The organism is Williamsia sp. Y712, assembly GCF_059445525.1.
In genome coordinates, this window is record NZ_JCAIUN010000001.1 from 1,934,402 (window position 1) to 1,950,898 (window position 16,497).

Sequence of the window (16,497 nt, forward strand, 5' to 3'; positions counted from 1 at the left end):
CTCAGCCCAGAATGGCGTCGGATGCCGTTGGCGGGGGATCGGGTAGCCGGATCATCCGCAATGCGTTGAGGAGCCCGAGCAATCCGGCCACGATCGGGATGAGCAGGGCTATCTGGAGTGCGATGGGTCGCGCGTCGGTGTTGATGCGGATGATCTCGTCCTTGATCGCCGGCGGCTAGTCGACGAGCAATTCGTCGAGCGCGGTGTTGCTCATCACCTCGGCGTCGTCTTCGAGTACCTGCGCCACCTGGGCCTGCTCTGCCTCGGGGAGCACCGAGCTCGACTCCGACATCGCGGTGAGGGTGAAGGACAACGCGGCCAACATGATCGCGCCGGCGAACGCGAGTCCGAACGACAGACCGAAGGATCCGGCGGCCGAGTTGGTGCCCGCGGCCTCGCTCACCCGTTCATCTGAGATGGGACCGAGTGTGTAGTTGTTGAGCTGCGAGACGAGCAACCCCAGACCCGATCCGGCGACGATGAGCGGAATGATCAACGCCCACCCGAAGTCGGCGCGGGGCACGATCGGGACCAGTACCGCGATCCCCACCGTGAGCAGACCGAACCCCCAGCAGACGATGATGCTCGGGCGCCGATGCGTCAAGGTCCGGCCTGCGACCAGTGCGACCGCAAACATGCTCAGCGACAGAGGTGCCAGCGACAGGCCGGCCTGCATCGCGTTGTATTCGAGCACCATCTGCAGGTAGATCGGCAGCGCGATCATGGTGCCGCCGAGCGCGATCTGCTGGAGCATCTGACCGGTGATGCCGAGCCGGAAGAGCTTGGACTTGAACAGTTCCGGATCGAGCAATGTCGGTTCGCCGCGCCGCTTACGTCGTACGAGCCAGTACATCAGGCTGCCCAGGGCCACCGCCCCGGTCGCCAGGAGCGCACCGACGGCCTCGCCACCTTCTTGCCAGACGAGGATGCCCAACACGATGCCGCCCATGCCCAGAACCGAGAGGGCAGCGCCGACCAGGTCGACGCCCCGGGGCCCGGTGTACGGCACATCCTCGACGAGCTTGATGCCCGACAGGACGACGACGATGATCACGACTTCGAGGACAAACGCCAGACGCCAGGACAGGTATGTCGTGATGAAGCCACCGAGGAGGGGGCCGACCGCCGCGGCGATCGCAGCGGCCGCACCGACGAGGGCATAGACCTTTTTCTGTGCGTCGCCTTCGAAGTTGCCGTGGATCAGTGACTGCATCGCGGGCAGGAGCAGCGATGCGCCGATGCCACCGAGGATGGCCCAGAAGATCACGATGGTCATCAGGTTCTGGGCCACCGCCATCGCCGAGGCTCCCACCGCGTATCCGAGCAAGCCGAGCACGTAGGCCCGTTTGCGCCCGATGAGGTCTCCGACCTTGCTGCCGATCAGGATGAAGGCAGCCGAGACGAGTGCCTCCAGGGCGATTGCCGACTGGACACCGCTGACGGTGGTGTCGAGATCGCGGACGACCGACGAGATCGACACGTTCATCAAGGAGGTGTCGACCACCAGGACGAACATCGCCATGGACAACAGGAGAGGTAGCAGGCGCTTGCCGCCCGCCGTCGCCTGGCCGGAACTGCCGGAATTGCCGGATGTGCCGGAACGCGGTGTTTCTGTCATCCGGCATCCCCAACCTGAGTTCCGACAGCTGTTCAATTCTCGGCCGGCGGCGTCGCCCTGCCAAGACGACCGTAAACCGTTTGCCCAGGCTTGGTCGGGCAAATCCCCCAGCTCGGATGTTCGCCGGTCGAGTACGCGCTGATCCCGCGGAATAGATCGCCATAAAGGGTGGTTGACCACGCTGGATCCCGCCCTGTGTTGTGGCCTGTCGGCGTCGCCGGCAGACCGATGGCGACCTGCAGAATTGCTTTGGTCGGTACAGGTGCCGGACGATTTTGACCTGGGGTCACCAGGTCGGTAGAGTTGACCGCTGGTGCTCGGCCTCCGCATTAATTCAAATGGCCGGGTCTCATCTGCGTGCCTTCACCTATCACGCCGGGCAATTTCGACACGCCCGACTATGGGGTAGGGGAGGGCTCACCTGACCAGGGCTTTTGGGTCCTGGTGGGGCGTACTGCGGAGGTTCCGATGATTCATCGGAAGCTTGCCCGGAGCAGAAACCGCAGCAGAAGTAAGAAAAACGCCAACAAAAGGAAGAACTCTCAGTGCCAACTATCAACCAGCTGGTCCGCAAGGGCCGTCACGACAAGCCTGCCAAGCAGAAAACGGCAGCGCTGAAGGGCAGCCCGCAGCGACGCGGCGTGTGCACTCGCGTCTACACCACGACCCCGAAGAAGCCGAACTCGGCGCTTCGTAAGGTCGCCCGTGTCCGCCTCACCAGTTCGGTTGAGGTGACCGCATACATCCCCGGTGAAGGTCACAACCTGCAGGAGCACTCGATGGTGCTCGTTCGCGGTGGTCGTGTGAAGGACCTCCCGGGTGTGCGTTACAAGGTCATTCGTGGCTCGCTCGACACCCAGGGTGTCAAGGCCCGTAAGCAAGGCCGCAGCAAGTACGGCGCGAAGAAGGAGAAGGGCTGATGCCACGTAAAGGACCCGCACCGAAGCGCCCCCTCATCAATGACCCCGTCTACGGCAGCCCGCTGGTCACCCAGCTGGTCAACAAGATCCTGCTGGACGGCAAGAAGTCGACCGCCGAGCGCATCGTGTACCAGGCTCTCGAGCAGGCTCGCGAGAAGACCGGCACCGATCCCGTCGTGACCCTCAAGCGCGCGCTGGACAACGTCCGCCCCGCACTCGAGGTCAAGAGCCGTCGCGTCGGTGGCGCCACCTACCAGGTGCCCATCGAGGTCAAGCCCGGTCGTGCGAACACCCTCGCTCTGCGTTGGCTGGTCACGTTCAGCCGGCAGCGTCGCGAGAAGACCATGGTCGAGCGTCTCGCCAACGAGCTGCTCGACGCGAGCAACGGTCTGGGCGCTGCAGTCAAGCGTCGCGAGGACACCCACAAGATGGCCGAGGCCAACCGGGCGTTCGCGCACTACCGCTGGTGACACACAGCAACAGCTGCAACAACTTTCAATTCAGAGTGAGGAATTAAGTGGCACAGGAAGTGCTCAGCGACCTCTCCAAGGTTCGCAATATCGGCATCATGGCTCACATCGATGCCGGCAAGACCACAACCACCGAGCGAATCCTCTTCTACACCGGCGTCAACTACAAGATCGGCGAGACCCACGACGGCGCCTCGACGACCGACTGGATGGAGCAGGAGAAGGAGCGGGGTATCACCATCACCTCCGCTGCGGTGACCTGTTTCTGGAACAAAAACCAGATCAACATCATCGACACCCCCGGGCACGTCGACTTCACCGTCGAGGTGGAGCGAAGCCTGCGTGTGCTCGATGGCGCGGTTGCTGTTTTCGACGGTAAAGAGGGTGTGGAGCCGCAGTCCGAGCAGGTCTGGCGGCAGGCCGAGAAGTACGAAGTCCCGCGTATCTGCTTTGTCAACAAGATGGACAAGCTCGGCGCAGATTTCTACTTCACGGTTCGCACCATCGAAGAGCGTCTCGGTGCCAAGCCGCTGGTTCTCCAGCTGCCCATCGGTGCCGAAGATGACTTCGACGGCGTTGTCGACCTGATCGAGATGAAGGCCATCACGTGGCGGGGCGTTGTCCCGACCGGTGCCGAGCCGACCATCGAAGAGATCCCTGCGGATCTGCTCGAAAAGGCGAAAGAGTACCGCGAGAAGCTGATGGAGACCATCGTCGAGACCGATGAGGTGCTTCTCGAGAAGTACTTCGGCGGCGAAGAGGTCACCATCGCAGAGGTCAAGGCTGCGATTCGCAAGCTGACCGTCAACCGCGTGCTCTACCCGGTGCTGTGTGGCTCTGCGTTCAAGAACAAGGGCGTTCAGCCCATGCTCGACGCGGTCATCGACTACCTGCCGAACCCGCTCGACGTTCCCTCTGTCGAGGGTCACGCGCTCGGAAACGAAGAAGAGATCCTGTCGCGCAAGCCGTCGGCCGACGAGCCGTTCGCGGCGCTGGCGTTCAAGATCGCTTCGCACCCGTTCTTCGGCAAGCTGACGTTCGTCCGGGTCTACTCGGGCCACATCACGGCCGGCACCGGCGTGCTCAATGCCACCAAGGGCAAAAAAGAGCGCATCGGCAAGCTGTTCCAGATGCACGCCAACAAGGAAATGCCGGTTGAGGATGCCACGGCGGGCCACATCTACGCGATGATCGGCCTCAAGGACACCACCACCGGTGACACCCTGTGTGACCCGAGCGCGCCGATCGTCCTGGAATCGATGAGCTTCCCGGATCCGGTCATCAACGTCTCGATCGAGCCGAAGACCAAGTCGGACCAGGAAAAGCTGGGTGTCGCCATCCAGAAACTGGCCGAAGAGGATCCGACGTTCTCGGTCAAGCTGGACGAAGAGACCGGCCAGACCGTCATCGGCGGTATGGGCGAGCTGCACCTCGATATCCTTGTCGATCGCATGAAGCGTGAGTTCAAGGTCGAGGCCAACGTGGGCAAGCCTCAGGTTGCCTACCGTGAGACCATCCGCAAGACGGTCGAGAAGCACGACTACGTGCACAAGAAGCAAACAGGCGGTAGCGGCCAGTTCGCCAAGGTCATCGTCAAGCTCGAGCCGTTGGTCGACGCCGAAGACGGCGCCACCTACGAGTTCGTCAATGCGGTGACCGGTGGTCGCGTTCCTCGCGAGTACATCCCATCCGTGGATGCCGGTGCGCAGGACGCGATGCAGTACGGCGTGCTCGCCGGCTACCCGCTGGTCAACTTGAAGTTCACTCTGCTCGACGGCGCCTACCATGACGTCGACTCGTCGGAGATGGCGTTCAAGATCGCCGGATCGGCTGCAATGAAAGAAGCAGCCCGGATGGCGGGCCCGGTAATCCTGGAACCGTTGATGGCCGTCGAGGTCACCACGCCAGAGGATTACATGGGTGACGTGATCGGCGACCTCAACTCACGCCGTGGTCAAATCCAGGCCATGGAAGAGCGCAGTGGCGCCCGTGTCGTGAAGGCACTGGTTCCGCTGTCGGAGATGTTCGGCTACATCGGCGACCTTCGGTCGCGGACCCAGGGCCGGGCAAACTACTCCATGGTGTTCGACTCGTACGCCGAAGTTCCGGCGAACGTGGCGAAGGAGATCATTGCCAAGGCAACGGGCGAGTAATCACCCGTCGCCTCGGCGATAAGCGCCACCGGCGCACAACAATTAAGAGATCGCTTGTGCGGGGAAGGGTTTCGAAAAACCCTTCCCCGACCAAGAACTAAACACACAGTGACCGGGATTGCCCCGGTCGCTCGACAGTCCAGGAGGACAATCAAGTGGCGAAGGCGAAGTTCGAGCGGACCAAGCCGCACGTGAACATCGGCACCATCGGTCACGTCGACCACGGTAAGACCACGTTGACGGCGGCCATCACGAAGGTGCTGCACGACAAGTACCCGACCCTCAACGAGAGCTTCGCGTTCGATCAGATCGACAAGGCTCCCGAAGAGAAGGCTCGTGGTATCACGATCAACATCTCGCATGTGGAGTACCAGACCGAGAAGCGCCACTACGCGCACGTTGATGCCCCTGGTCACGCTGACTACATCAAGAACATGATCACCGGTGCTGCTCAGATGGACGGTGCAATCCTGGTGGTTGCCGCCACTGACGGCCCGATGCCGCAGACTCGCGAGCACGTGCTGCTCGCCCGTCAGGTGGGTGTTCCTTACATCCTCGTCGCGCTGAACAAGGCCGACATGGTTGATGACGACGAGATCATCGAGCTCGTCGAGATGGAGGTGCGTGAGCTCCTCGCTGCACAGGACTTCGATGAAGATGCTCCTGTCATCAAGGTCTCGGCACTCAAGGCGCTCGAAGGCGATCCCGAGTGGGTCAAGACGGTCGAAGAGCTCATGGACGCTGTCGACGAGAGCGTTCCGGAGCCGGTTCGCGAAACCGAGAAGCCGTTCCTCATGCCTGTGGAGGACGTGTTCACGATCACCGGTCGTGGCACCGTTGTCACCGGTCGTGTGGAGCGTGGCGAGGTCAAGGTGAACGAGGAAGTCGACATCGTCGGCATCCGCGAGAAGACCACCAAGACCACCGTCACCGGTATCGAGATGTTCCACAAGCTGCTCGACTCGGCACAGGCCGGCGACAATGCCGGACTGCTGCTGCGTGGCCTCAAGCGTGAGGACGTCGAGCGTGGACAGGTCATCATCAAGCCGGGTACCACCACCCCGCACACCGAGTTCGAGGGCCAGGCCTACATCCTGTCGAAGGACGAGGGTGGACGGCACACCCCGTTCTTCAACAACTACCGTCCCCAGTTCTACTTCCGTACAACTGACGTGACGGGCGTTGTGACCCTGCCCGAGGGCACCGAGATGGTCATGCCCGGTGACAACACCGAGATGACGGTCAAGCTGATTCAGCCGGTCGCCATGGACGAGGGCCTGCGTTACGCGATCCGTGAAGGTGGCCGCACCGTTGGTGCCGGTCGCGTCACCAAGATCATCAAGTAAGCAGTAGTACCCAGCTAGAAACCGAAAGCGCCCGATCCCCTTGGGGGTCGGGCGCTTTTGTCTGTGCCGGGCCGGACAACTATCTGTTGACACGGTTTACAAGTACCTGCCTCCAAAGATACGATTGCGAAAATACGTTCCAATGGAGGTTCGGCCCATGTCCACAAAGTTCTCGGAGATACCCGTCGATTCCGGCCTCAAGGAGATCCCGTTCTCGACGCGCAACGGGGCACTCGAGGTGCTTGCGATGCGGCGGGATCCCTTCAAGCATGCGGACGAGCGACATGCGAAATACGGCAGGGTCTCCGGGATCAATGCGTTCGGCCAGAAGATCGTCGTCGCGTCCGGGCCCGCGGCAGCCGACGAACTGCTGATGAACAAGAAGAAGGCCTTCGCCAACGGTCCGGCGTGGTCCTATCTGATCGGCCCGTTCTTCAACCGGGGCGTGATGCTGCTCGACTTCGACGAGCACCGTCACCACCGCCTGATCCTGCAGCAGGCCTTCAACACGAAGGTACTCAAGGGCTACATGGACGCCATGCAGCCGATGATCCGGCGGCGGATGGAAGAGTTCCCGACCGGAGATGTGCTGCTGTTCAAGGAGTTCAAGGCGCTGACCCTCGATGTGGCCCTCGAGGTGTTCCTCGGCATGGAGCTGTCGAAGGCCGAGGCCGACCGGATCAACAAGGCGTTTCTGGAGACGGTGCAGGCCGGCACCGCGGTGATCCGTAAGCCCGTTCCCGGAACCCGGTGGTGGCGCGGAGTGCGGTCTCGCAAGATCCTCGAGGAGTTCTTCTACAAGCACATCGCCGCAAAACGAGCCGCCCGGACGCCAGATCTGTTCTCTCAACTGTGTTTTGCCGAAAGCGAAGAGGGGCATCGGTTCACCGACGAGGACGTCGTGAACCACATGATCTTTGTGCTGATGGCCGCACATGACACGTCGACCATCACGATGACGCAGATGTGCTACCAGATGGCGAAAGCTCCGCAGTGGCAGGAGCGGGCCCGTTCGCAGTCGCTCGAACTGGGGCCGGAGTTGTCGTATGACGATCTCGCGGCGCTGACCGACCTCGACTTGGTGATGAAGGAATCGCTGCGTCTGTGCCCGCCGGTGCCTGCTCATCCTCGAACCGCTGTGCAAGACACCGAGATTCAGGGCTACTTCGTTCCGAAGGGCACGATGGTCGCGGTGCCGAGCCAGGCGAACCACGTGGACGCGGAGTATTGGAAGAATCCGTGGACCTTCGACCCGGAACGATTCAGCAAGGAGCGAGCCGAGGACAAGGTGCACCGGATGGCGTGGAGTCCGTTCGGCGGTGGCGTACACAAGTGCATCGGCCTGTACTTCGGTCAGATGGAGATCAAGACGATCATGCATCACCTCCTGCGCAACTTCGAATGGTCGGTGCCCGCCGGTTACGAACTCCCGATGGACTACAGCTCTCTGCCGATCCCGAAAGACGGACTGCCGGTGACCCTGCGGCGCAGGTAACCGTCGAACCGGTCGCCGAGTTCGCCGATCCATCGGAGCTGCCGTCGGCAGAACTGCTCTGGGCAGCAACCTCTTTCGCGGATCCGCGCGATTCGGCACGCTGGTCGACATGAACAACATTCAGAACGGCAACAGCACGATCGACGACGAGTTGGTGAGCAGGCTGTTTCACCAACGCGTTGTCATGCTCGGTGACCAGCTCGACCAGACGTTGGGCAACCGGCTCTGCAGCCAGTTGCTCCTCCTGTCTGCCGAGGACTCGCACAAGGACATCAGTTTCTGGATCAATTCGCCGGGCGGTTCGGTGCCTGCGATGCTCGCGATCATGGACGTCATGCGGGCGATCCCGAATGACGTGAGCACCTTGGCGATCGGGATTGCCGCCAGTGCGGGCCAGTTCCTGTTGTCGGCAGGCGCTCCCGGCAAACGATATGCGCTCACACACTCGCGGATCCTGATGCACCAGGGATCATCCGGTATCGGCGGTACAGCCGTTGATGTGGAATTGCAGGCCGACGATCTGCGGCATACGCGCGACACGGTGCTCTCGCTGATCGCGGGCAATACCGGAATGCCGCTCGAACGGATCGTCAGTGACTCCCTGCGCGACAGGTGGTACACCGCCGCGCAGGCCGTGGACTATGGGTTCGTCGATCGGGTTGTCGACGGCGTTGAAGACATCTACCCGGCGTTTGCGCGTCCGGTTGCATTGGGCGGCAAGCGATGAGCAGCTACACCGTCCCTTATGTGATCGAGAAGACCGCGGGCGGCGAGCGCTCACTGGACGTGTACAGCCGGTTGCTCTCGGAACGGATTGTTTATCTCGGAACCGAAATCGATGACGGTGTTGCCAACGTCCTGATCGCGCAGATGCTGCATCTCGCATCTGACAGTGCCGGGCAGCCCATCAACCTCTACATCAACTCGCCGGGTGGCTCCCCGTCGGCGATGCTCGCCGTCTACGACACCATGCGCTTCATCAGCTGCGACGTCGCGACCACCTGTGTGGGTCAGGCCATCGGTGCCGCGGCCGTTCTGCTGGCCGGAGGCACTGCCGGCCAGCGGGGGATTCTCCGCCACGGACGAGTGGTGTTGCATCAGCCGGCCATTGAGGGGAAGGGGTCGATCCCGGACCTGATCATCCACGCCGATGAGGTACTTCGCGTACGAGGTGAACTGGAGGAGTTGTTGTCCCGGCATACCGGTAAAGACCTCGAGACCTTGCGGCGTGACACCGACCGCGACCTCATCCTGCGCGCCGACCAAGCAGTTGCATACGGTCTGGCCGACGAGATCCTTTGATCCACTTGCCGCGTCCGATGCGTGGTCGGGGCATTGTCGTACAGCCGCTGTAGGATGGGCGATTGGTTTGTAAGTCTCATGAAAGATGTTGAGGCACAACAGAAGAAGCCCAATAGAACACTTGTACGAATGGGTTTCTGGGCGTAGGCTCAGATCATGGACTTCGGGGGAATGTTCGCCAGGTTGTCAGATCTGGCAGGGGATGCGGCTGTGGTCGCCGGTGATGATGCTGAGATTTCATCACGCACGGTGGCGGTTATCCGACTCAATCATGTTGTGGAGCAGATACTTTTTCGGCTTGTCGGTGAAGTCGACAAACGTGGGTTGGCGCAGAAGTCGGGTGAGCGATCCACTGCGCGACTGCACCAACAGGAGGGGGCGGCGCCGGTCGCGGCTCATCGATATGTGCGGGTCGGTAAGGCGCTCGGCGACATTCCGTCGGTGGCGGCCTATGGCGTGGACGGGGCGCGGTCGGGTGAGAATGTGAACTCGATAGTCAAGGGCCTCAACCATATTGAACGACGAAACCCGGACTTGCCCGATACTGACCGAGACGATTGTGTACGCGGCTTGCTGACCGAAGCGTTGATGGCGAGTCCGGCTGCGGTGTCGGAGCGGGCACGGCAGAAGGCGATCGTGCTGTCGAGGCCGGTACCCGAACCTGACCGATCACCCGATCGCCGGTCGAATGCGCAGATTCGCGCGGATGCTCTCGAGCGACTGCTGGATTCGTATGTCGATCAGGAAGATCGGCCGACGCGTGGTGGCGCGAAACCTCATGTGGTGGTGACGGTGTCACCGGAGTATCTGCAGGTGATACAACTGAGGGGTGTCAGCTCGAAAGCACCGGCACGGCCGGCGTCATTCGAGTGGACCGGACCGGCGTCAGCGTCCACCGCGCAGATGGTGGCGTGTGATTCGGTCATAACGAAGATCCTGCTCGACAACAATCTCTGCCGACGACACCACCGGTACATCCACCACCGTGGGTGGGAAGTGTTCATAAACCGCGACGGTCATCCCTGGTTCATCGCACCGGACGACGCAACGAGGACTGCGATCAGATCAAACGCCCGCCGTACCCTGACCTCCGAACTCGCCGCTGCGTAGGCGAGCGAGCCCGGAACCACGAGGCAGCGTAGATAACTCTGCACTGCAAGCTCTTTGAGAACTTCATAGTGTGAACGCCGCAGTCGCGTGGGCGATTCTCGATGGTGGTCAGGACACCATTCGAAGGCTCACGTGACCGCCGGTGCGGCGCATCGTTGCCGTCGTGCGTTGGACTCCACCGACCGGGGTCACGGCAGGCCGAGGTCGGGCGAGGACTTCGAGAACTTCGGCGACCCCGCGGGTGACCTGCAGGAGTGAAAGCCCGAGGGCGCCGCTGACGGCGGCCAGGATCTCGGACGATGCCTCCTTGCGGCCCCGCTCGATCTCGGACAGATATTGCGGTGAGACCCCGGCCTCGGCGGCGATGTCGGTGAGGATGCGTTGTTGTTCGGTGCGTACCCGCCGGAGGACCGTCCCGAGTGCTTCACGCCAGAGCAACTCGATCGCCACGGGGTCGGGGTCGGCAACGCGGGTGAGATATGGGCCCATGGATTCGACGATAGTTGGCACGCTCGCTCCGCGGTGGCGAGATCTGCTGTGGGCAGAATTGGGAAATATATAGCGAGTGATTGCTCGCGATGTTAGATTGGCCGCATTGTTCGTGATGGAGGTCACAGATGAGTGTGCAAGTGGACGACACCCGCGGCGCCGAGAACACCGGCGGGCGGTCCTTTGACTTGGTGGTTCGTGGGGGGACCTGGTTCGACGGAACGGGGGCGCCGGGCCTGGCTCGCGATCTCGGGATCCGCGACGGTCGTGTCGTCGAGGTATCGGCCCGGCCACTTCCGGTCGGATCACACACACGCGTGATCGAGGCGGGTGGCCAGTGGGTGATGCCGGGGTTCATCGACGTCCACACCCATTACGACGCCGAGGTGCTGGTCGCCCCGGGGCTGGGGGAGTCGGTGCGCCACGGGGTCACCACGGCGTTCATCGGCAACTGTTCGCTGTCCACGGTCTATTCCAGCCCGATCGACTCGGCGGACCTGTTCAGCCGGGTCGAAGCCCTCCCGCGGGATCAGGTCATCGCTGCGCTCGAAGGCGGTAAGACCTGGACCGATCCGGCGTCGTATATCGAGGCGATCGAACGGTTGCCGCTCGGCCCCAACATCGCGGCCTTCTTGGGTCACTCCGACATCCGCGCCGACGTCATGGGGTTGGGCCGGTCCACGGACCGCGCCCACCGGCCGAGCAGGGGTGAGATGGCAAAGATGCTCGATGCTGTCGAAGATGCCCTGGACGCGGGCTTTCTCGGGGTGTCCGCGATGACCAACCCCTGGGACAAGCTCGACGGAGACCGCTACCGGTCGCGGTCGTTGCCATCGGTCTACGCGCGCTGGAGCGAGCGCCGCAAGATCAACAAGGTGCTGCGGCGGCGCGATCGCGTGCTGCAGACCATTCCGAATCTCAACACCAAGTACGACATCCTCTTCTTCCTTGCTTCGAGCACCGGACTGGGCCGCAAACCACTCAAGACCTCGGTCCTGGCCGCCGCTGATGCGAAGTCCGATCGGTGGGTGCGCCGGATCTTCGGTCCGATCGCCACTGTTGCCAACTCCTGGGGCCGAGGGGCGTTGCGGTGGCAGCATCTACCGGTTCCGTTCCAGGTGTACAGCGACGGCATCGACCTGGTGGTGTTCGAGGAGTTCGCGTCGGGCCGGGCGGCCCTGCACCTGCGAGAAGAGATGGGGCGCAACGATCTCCTGAAAGACCCCGAATACCGACGTTGGTTCCGTGAGGATTTCGAGAAGAAGTTCAGCTCTCGGATCTGGCACCGCGACTTCGACGACGCGGAGATCACCGACTGCCCCGACGACTCGGTGGTCGGCAAAACCGTGGAGCAGGTGGCGCGCGAGCGGGGCGTCCACAGCACGGATCTGTTCCTCGACCTGGTCGTCGAACACGGCACGGCGTTCCGGTGGCGCACCGTGATCACCAACGACCGCCCGGACATCGCCGACTGGCTGATCAACCAGAACGGCGTGACCGTCGGCTTCTCCGATGCCGGCGCGCACCTGCGCAATATGGCGTTCTACAACTACGGGATCAGGTTGCTGCAAAGGGTGAAAGAAGCCCAGGGCGGCGGGCGGACCCCGTTCCTCACCGTTGAGGCCGCAGTCCACAAACTCACCGGTGAACTCGGTGAGTTCTACAACCTCGATGCCGGCTTCCTGCGTGTGGGCGACCGTGCCGATCTTGTGGTCGTCAACCCGCACGGGTTGAATGATGAGAGCAAAGAGTATGCGGAGGCACCGATGGCTGAGTTCGGGGGAATCAAGCGGATGGTCAACAGAAATGACGACGCGGTGAGCGCGGTGGTGGTATCCGGTGAATACCTGTATGGCCGTGGTCAATTCGCGCCAGGATTCGGTACCGGTATGCGTAGTGGACAGTTTTTGCGGGCCGGGGCCACCGGCGACAAGAAGCCGACCGTGGTCGAGGTCGCTTCGTGAGTTCTGCCCCCGGCGCTGAGAACGAGATCGTCCCGCCGCCACGGCGTACCCAAGAGCAACGACGAAACGCCACGAAAGCCCGGCTGGTGCAAGCCTGCGTGGATTCGTTGTGCGAACTCGGATATCAGCGCAGCACGATCAGTGAGATCTGTGCCCGCAGCGGAGTGTCACAGGGTGGTCTGTTCCGGCATTTCCCGACCCGGCTGGATCTGGTGATCGCGGCCGCGGACGACGTGCGGCAGAAGCAGTTCGAGGCATTCTCGCAATCATTGGCGTTACTGGGGGCGGGGACGCTGTCGGACTGTCTACGGCTGCTGCGTGCGGCCTGCCGGGCCCCGATCAACGGCGCCTGGTACGAACTGCTCGTTGCCGCCCGCACCGATGCCGCTTTGCGAGAACGCCTGGCGCCCTTGACATCTGAGTATCACGACCAGATTGCCGCCTTTGCGCGTACGTTACCTGCGGTCCAGTACCTTCCTGAGGGGCAGATCGAACTCATCGCACTGACGGTGGTGCATCTGTTCGACGGTGAATCTGTCACGGCCGCGGTCAATCCGCAGCCCGCGCGCGATGAGGCACGGCTCGAACTGGTACTCCGATGGTTGTCAGGGTCTCCGGAATGACGGCCGGATGACGGCTCTTCCGTCCTACGCGGAATTGGCCGAGGAGGCCATTGTTGTCTCGCTGCCGATGAACGTACGGTTCCGGGGCATCACCACCCGAGAAGTGTTGCTGTTCCGGGGTCCGGCGGGGTGGGGTGAGTTCGGTGCCTTCCCGGAATACGACGATGTCGAGTCGTCATCGTGGCTGGCGGCCGGTATCGAAGCCGCATACCTGGGGCCGCCGGAGCTGATCCGGGACCTTGTCCCGGTCAACGCCACCGTCCCTGCCATCCCCGCGCACGAGGTGGCGGCACTGCTCGCGCGGTTCCCCGGGGCGACCACCGCAAAGGTCAAGGTCGCGCAGGAAGGGCAAACCCTCGACGACGACGTCGCGCGGGTGGCTGCGGTGCGCGAACACATCGCCTCGGTAAGGGTGGATGCAAACGGGAAATGGACTGTCCCGCAAGCGATCACCGCGTTGCGCGCGCTGGGTGAACTCGAGTATGCCGAGCAACCCTGCGCCACCCTGGAAGAACTGGCCGCGGTGCGGGCGGCGGTGAGCACTCCGATCGCCGCCGATGAGAGCATCCGTCGCGCCGAGGATCCGTTGCGGGTGATCGAGGCGAAGGCCGCGGACGTGGCGATCCTGAAGGTCGCACCCCTGGGCGGGATGCGCCGGGTCCTGGATCTGGCTGCTCAGATCCCGATCCCGGTGGTGATCTCCAGCGCGCTCGATTCGGCGGTGGGCATGTCCGCCGGTGTTGCCGCCGCAGCGGCGCTGCCGAAGGCACCCCCGGCCTGCGGCCTGGGAACCGGAGGGCTGTTCGTCACCGATGTGGCCGAGCCATTTGTGCCCGACGGCGGGATGGTGGCACCCCGGCGGGTTGAGCTCGATACGGCGTCCGTCCCACGGGCCTCCGAGGAGCGTCGTCGCTGGTGGCTGGACAGATTGCGCCGGTGTCATGCGGTGCTGGCGGCGAGCTGAACGCAACCTGGGTCTGGATCGCCGCGGACTTTGAAGATACAATTTCTTCAAAACGTTCCATTAGCGGAGGTTGCAACCCATGACGGTCATCCTGGCACCGGTGCCACCCGACAGCGATCTCAAACCCGTCCATGGGTCGACCACCAACGGCGTGATCCAGATTCTCCGGATGCGTCGCGATCCGTTTGCCTTTGCGCGGGCGCAGCAGGCCGAGTTCGGCAACATCTCCTTCATCAACGCGTTCGGGCAGCAGATGGTCACCTGCCGCGGTCCGGTGGCGGCCGACCAGATCCTGATGAACAAACAGAAGGCGTTCGCCAACGGACCCGCGTGGAGCTTCTTCATCGGCCCCTTCTTCAACCGCGGTGTGATGCTGCTCGATTTCGAAGAGCACCGGCACCACCGGCTGATCTTGCAGCAGGCTTTCACCCCGCCGGTACTCAAGGGCTACATGCAGGCCATGCAGCCGATGATCGCCGAGCGCATCAAACAGTTCCCCGTCGGTCAGGTGAAGCTGTTCAGTGAGTTCAAGGCGCTGACGCTCGACGTTGCCCTCGAGGTGTTCATGGGGCTCGAACTTCCGCAGGACGAAGCCGACCGGATCAACAAGGCGTTCATCGAGACGGTGCGCGCCGGTGTGGCGATTGTTCGCCGTCCGGTTCCGGGCGGTCGCTGGTGGAAGGGTCTGCGCTCACGCAAGGTCCTCGAAGAGTTCTTCATGAGTCATATCGCAGCCAAACGTGCGACCGAGACCCCTGACCTGTTCTCGGTGCTGTGCCATGCGGAAAGCGAAGAGGGACACCGGTTCACCGACGAGGACGTCGTCAACCACATGATCTTCGTGCTGATGGCCGCGCACGACACCTCCACCATGACCATGACCCAGATGGCCTATCACATGGCGAAGTCGCCGCAGTGGCAGGAACGGGCCCGGGCGCAGTCGCTCGAACTCGGACCGGACCTGGCCTATGACGACCTCGGCAAGCTGACCGACATCGACTTGATCATGAAAGAGTCGCTGCGGATGTGCGCCCCGGTACCGGGTCAGCCGCGGATCGCGGTGAAGGACACCGAGGTGTTGGGGCACTTCATCCCCAAGGGTGCAATGGTCTCGATCCCCGGATTGACCAACCACTACGACCCCGAATACTGGAAGGATCCGTACACCTTCGACCCCGAGCGGTTCACTTCGGAACGGGCAGAGGACAAGTCGCATCGGATGGCCTGGCATCCATTTGGTGGCGGAGTGCACAAGTGCATCGGGCTGTACTTCGGTCAGTTGGAGATCAAGACGATCATGCACCACCTGCTGCGCGGCTTCGAATGGTCCGTCCCGGATGATTACACGATGCCGATGGATTACAGTGCGCTACCTGTCCCGAAAGACAAGTTCCCCGTCACGATGCGGCGGGTGTGATGGCGCAGCGCTCTTCGGGCACGGCGGACCGTGTGGCCGGTGGCCGGAAGGTACGAAATACCGAGTCGCCCAAGGAGCAGGAGGATGCGATCCTGACGGCGGCCCGAAAAGAGTTCGAAGAGAACGGGATCCGAAAGACCGGCGTCGACGATGTTGCGAAGCGGGCCAGCGTGAGTCGTAGCACCCTGTATCGGCGTTTCCCCAACAAGGAGGCACTCCTGTTGGGTGTGGCCGAGTACGTCTACCTCGACGGTATGCGCATGCTCGAAGCCGCGACCGTTGGCCACGGCGCCCAGGACGCGGTGGTCGAAGCCTTTGTTGCCGGGGCGCAAATGGTCAACGACGATCCGCTGATCCGACGGATGATGCTCGACGAACGTGATGCGCTCCAGGGGATCACCAAGTCGGTGACCGGTCTGTTCATCGAGATCGTCACCGGCCGCATCATGCAGACGTTGCGTGGCGCCGGAGCGCAGATGCCGGACGATGATCTGCATGCGGTGACCGAAATCCTTGTGCGTCTGGTCATCTCATTCCTCGATACACCGCCGCTCGATGAAGGTCGGCAGTCCCCGGAGTCGGTGCGCGAGTTCGCGCGCCGCTACCTCGCACCCATGGTCAGGTGA

General features: G+C 62.6%; 14 protein-coding genes and 1 pseudogene. 13 read left to right on the forward strand and 2 right to left on the reverse strand.

Translation table 11 applies throughout. From position 1 onward, the window contains the following. Position 1 precedes the first annotated feature (1 nt). Positions 2–1,618: pseudogene (locus AC1D75_RS08965) on the reverse strand (MFS transporter). A 545-nt stretch (positions 1,619–2,163) separates the two neighbouring features. On the opposite strand from AC1D75_RS08965, the gene rpsL reads away from it, so the two are divergent. The 8 genes from rpsL (at position 2,164) to AC1D75_RS09005 (ending at position 10,414) form a co-directional block, all read left to right on the forward strand. Next, positions 2,164–2,538 (forward strand): 30S ribosomal protein S12, encoded by a 375-nt coding sequence (gene rpsL, locus AC1D75_RS08970; protein ID WP_023956148.1) that lies wholly within the window; start codon positions 2,164–2,166, stop codon positions 2,536–2,538. Further along, positions 2,538–3,008, forward strand: coding sequence for a 30S ribosomal protein S7 (gene rpsG, locus AC1D75_RS08975; protein WP_020109663.1), 471 nt, complete (start codon positions 2,538–2,540; stop codon positions 3,006–3,008). The genes rpsL and rpsG overlap by 1 nt, the downstream gene beginning before the upstream one ends. Before the next feature lie 47 nt (positions 3,009–3,055). Next, positions 3,056–5,161, forward strand: a complete 2,106-nt coding sequence (gene fusA, locus AC1D75_RS08980; protein WP_495514915.1) for an elongation factor G — start codon at positions 3,056–3,058, stop codon at positions 5,159–5,161. A 155-nt stretch (positions 5,162–5,316) separates the two neighbouring features. Then, the gene (tuf, locus tag AC1D75_RS08985) at positions 5,317–6,507 is read left to right on the forward strand and encodes an elongation factor Tu (RefSeq protein ID WP_495514916.1); all 1,191 of its coding nucleotides are present in this window, start codon (positions 5,317–5,319) and stop codon (positions 6,505–6,507) included. A gap of 157 nt (positions 6,508–6,664) precedes the next feature. Continuing rightward, the gene (locus AC1D75_RS08990) at positions 6,665–8,002 is read left to right on the forward strand and encodes a cytochrome P450 (RefSeq protein ID WP_495514917.1); all 1,338 of its coding nucleotides are present in this window, start codon (positions 6,665–6,667) and stop codon (positions 8,000–8,002) included. 109 nt (positions 8,003–8,111) lie between these two features. After that, the gene (locus tag AC1D75_RS08995) at positions 8,112–8,729 is read left to right on the forward strand and encodes a ClpP family protease (RefSeq protein WP_495514918.1); all 618 of its coding nucleotides are present in this window, start codon (positions 8,112–8,114) and stop codon (positions 8,727–8,729) included. Beyond that, positions 8,726–9,304 carry a ClpP family protease gene (locus AC1D75_RS09000; RefSeq protein ID WP_495514919.1) on the forward strand — a complete coding sequence of 193 codons (579 nt, stop codon included), beginning with the start codon at positions 8,726–8,728 and terminating at the stop codon, positions 9,302–9,304. The genes AC1D75_RS08995 and AC1D75_RS09000 overlap by 4 nt, the downstream gene beginning before the upstream one ends. Before the next feature lie 156 nt (positions 9,305–9,460). After that, positions 9,461–10,414, forward strand: coding sequence for a DUF222 domain-containing protein (locus AC1D75_RS09005; protein WP_495514920.1), 954 nt, complete (start codon positions 9,461–9,463; stop codon positions 10,412–10,414). 108 nt (positions 10,415–10,522) lie between these two features. Here the strand turns inward: AC1D75_RS09005 and AC1D75_RS09010 are convergent, their stop codons facing one another. Continuing rightward, on the reverse strand, positions 10,523–10,903 hold the full coding sequence (locus AC1D75_RS09010; RefSeq protein WP_495514921.1) for a helix-turn-helix domain-containing protein: 381 nt from the start codon (positions 10,901–10,903) through the stop codon (positions 10,523–10,525). Between the two features lie 128 nt (positions 10,904–11,031). Here AC1D75_RS09010 and AC1D75_RS09015 point away from each other — a divergent pair, with 128 nt between their 5' ends. From AC1D75_RS09015 to AC1D75_RS09035, 5 genes are all read left to right on the forward strand, one after another. Beyond that, on the forward strand, positions 11,032–12,867 hold the full coding sequence (locus tag AC1D75_RS09015; RefSeq protein WP_495514922.1) for an N-acyl-D-amino-acid deacylase family protein: 1,836 nt from the start codon (positions 11,032–11,034) through the stop codon (positions 12,865–12,867). Continuing rightward, positions 12,864–13,490, forward strand: a complete 627-nt coding sequence (locus AC1D75_RS09020; RefSeq protein WP_495514923.1) for a TetR/AcrR family transcriptional regulator — start codon at positions 12,864–12,866, stop codon at positions 13,488–13,490. The genes AC1D75_RS09015 and AC1D75_RS09020 overlap by 4 nt, the downstream gene beginning before the upstream one ends. Positions 13,491–13,497: 7 nt before the next feature. Then, the gene (locus AC1D75_RS09025) at positions 13,498–14,454 is read left to right on the forward strand and encodes an o-succinylbenzoate synthase (RefSeq protein ID WP_495514924.1); all 957 of its coding nucleotides are present in this window, start codon (positions 13,498–13,500) and stop codon (positions 14,452–14,454) included. A gap of 79 nt (positions 14,455–14,533) precedes the next feature. Then, positions 14,534–15,871 (forward strand): cytochrome P450, encoded by a 1,338-nt coding sequence (locus tag AC1D75_RS09030; protein ID WP_495514925.1) that lies wholly within the window; start codon positions 14,534–14,536, stop codon positions 15,869–15,871. Further along, on the forward strand, positions 15,871–16,497 hold the full coding sequence (locus AC1D75_RS09035; protein ID WP_495514926.1) for a TetR/AcrR family transcriptional regulator: 627 nt from the start codon (positions 15,871–15,873) through the stop codon (positions 16,495–16,497). The genes AC1D75_RS09030 and AC1D75_RS09035 overlap by 1 nt, the downstream gene beginning before the upstream one ends.